At 73.0% G+C, this 1705-nt stretch carries 1 protein-coding gene; it reads left to right on the forward strand.

The genetic code is table 11. From position 1 onward, the window contains the following. Positions 1–217: 217 nt before the first annotated feature. Positions 218–1630, forward strand: a complete 1413-nt coding sequence (locus Q4D18_RS09640) for an FAD-dependent oxidoreductase (RefSeq protein ID WP_303127760.1) — start codon at positions 218–220, stop codon at positions 1628–1630. Positions 1631–1705: the final 75 nt, after the last annotated feature.

Genomic DNA, 1705 nt, shown 5'->3' on the forward strand with positions numbered 1-1705 from the left:
CGCGGGGGAGGAGGGCGCGGGGGAGGGGCGGCGGGTCACCCGATCAGGGTAGGCCCGGGACGTCAGCGGTGAGCGGACTCACGGCGACCGGCGCGGGTGCGCCGGTAGACTGGGCGGCTGAATCCCAGGACCCGCGGGCGTCGTGCCCGGCCCTGTGCCGCGGCCCGCGCCCGCCGCGTCCTGCCTCCCCGCCCGCTGTTGGAAGGACCTCCCCGCCGTGACCGAACGCCCTGACCGCCCGCTGCGCATCGCCGTCGTCGGCGCCGGCCCCGCCGGCGTGTACACCGCGGACATCCTGACCAAGGAGGAGCGGGACTTCCGGGTCAGCATCGACCTGTTCGACCGCTACCCGGCCCCGTTCGGCCTGATCCGCTACGGCGTGGCCCCGGACCACCCGCGCATCAAGGGCATCGTGAACGCCCTGCACAAGGTGATGGACCGCGGGGACATCCGCTTCCTCGGCAACGTGGACGTGGGCACCACCGTGTCCCTCGAGGACCTGCGCCGCCTGTACGACGTCGTGGTGTTCACCACCGGCGCCGTGCGGGACGCGGAGCTGGACGTGCCCGGCGTCGAGCTCGAGGGCTCCTTCGGCGGCGCCGACTTCGCCTCCTGGTACGACGGCCACCCGGACGTGCCGCGCGACTGGCCCCTGGACGCGCAGTCCGTGGCCGTGATCGGCAACGGCAACGTGGCCCTGGACGTGGCCCGCATCCTCTCCAAGCACGCGGACGACCTGCTGGTCACCGAGATCCCGGACAACGTGTACCGGGCGCTCAAGGCCTCGCCGGTGACGGACGTGCACGTGTTCGGCCGCCGCGGCCCCGCGCAGATCAAGTTCACCCCGCTCGAGCTGCGCGAGCTGGCGCACTCCCGCGACGTGGACATCGTGCTCTACGAGGAGGACTTCGACTTCGACGCCGCCTCCGAGCAGGCCATCGAGGAGAACAACCAGGTCCGCACCATGGTCGGCACGCTGACCAACTGGCTCATGGAGCAGGAGGACCGCACCGAGCAGGCCTCCCGCCGCCTGCACCTGCACTTCCTCCAGGCGCCCGAGGCGTTCCTGGACGAGGACGGCGACGGCCGTCTGGACAAGCTGCGCATGCGCCGCATGGAGCTGGACGGGCAGGGCGGCATCACCGCCACCGAGGACACGGTGGACTACGACGTGCAGGCCGTCTACCGCGCGGTGGGCTACTTCGGCTCGCCCGTGGAGGGCGTGGAGTTCGACGACGTCCGCGGCGTCATCCCCAACACCGAGGGCCGCGTGCTCGACGCGCAGGGGCAGCCCGTGCCGGGCCTCTACACCTCCGGCTGGATCAAGCGCGGCCCGGTGGGCCTGATCGGCTCCACCAAGGGCGACTCGCTCGAGACCATCAAGCACCTGATCGAGGACGAGCCCGGCCTCTACACCGCGCAGGAGCCGTCCGAGGACGCCGTCCTGGACCTCCTGGCCGAGCGCGGCGTGGAGTACACCACGTGGGAGGGCTGGCACGCCCTGGACGCGCACGAGAAGTCCCTCGGCGCCGCCGCCACGCAGGCCGGCCCGGTCGAGCGCGAGCGCGTGAAGGTCGTGGACCGCGACGAGATGACCCGCATCTCCCGCGAGGGCGCGCGCCTGGCCTGACCGGGCCGATCTGACCGGCCCGCGCACCGCGCCTCGCCGGCCCGGACCCCGGCACGACGACGGCCCCTCACCTCC

Source organism: Micrococcus sp., from assembly GCF_030523875.1.
Classification (GTDB): Bacteria; Actinomycetota; Actinomycetes; order Actinomycetales; family Micrococcaceae; genus Micrococcus.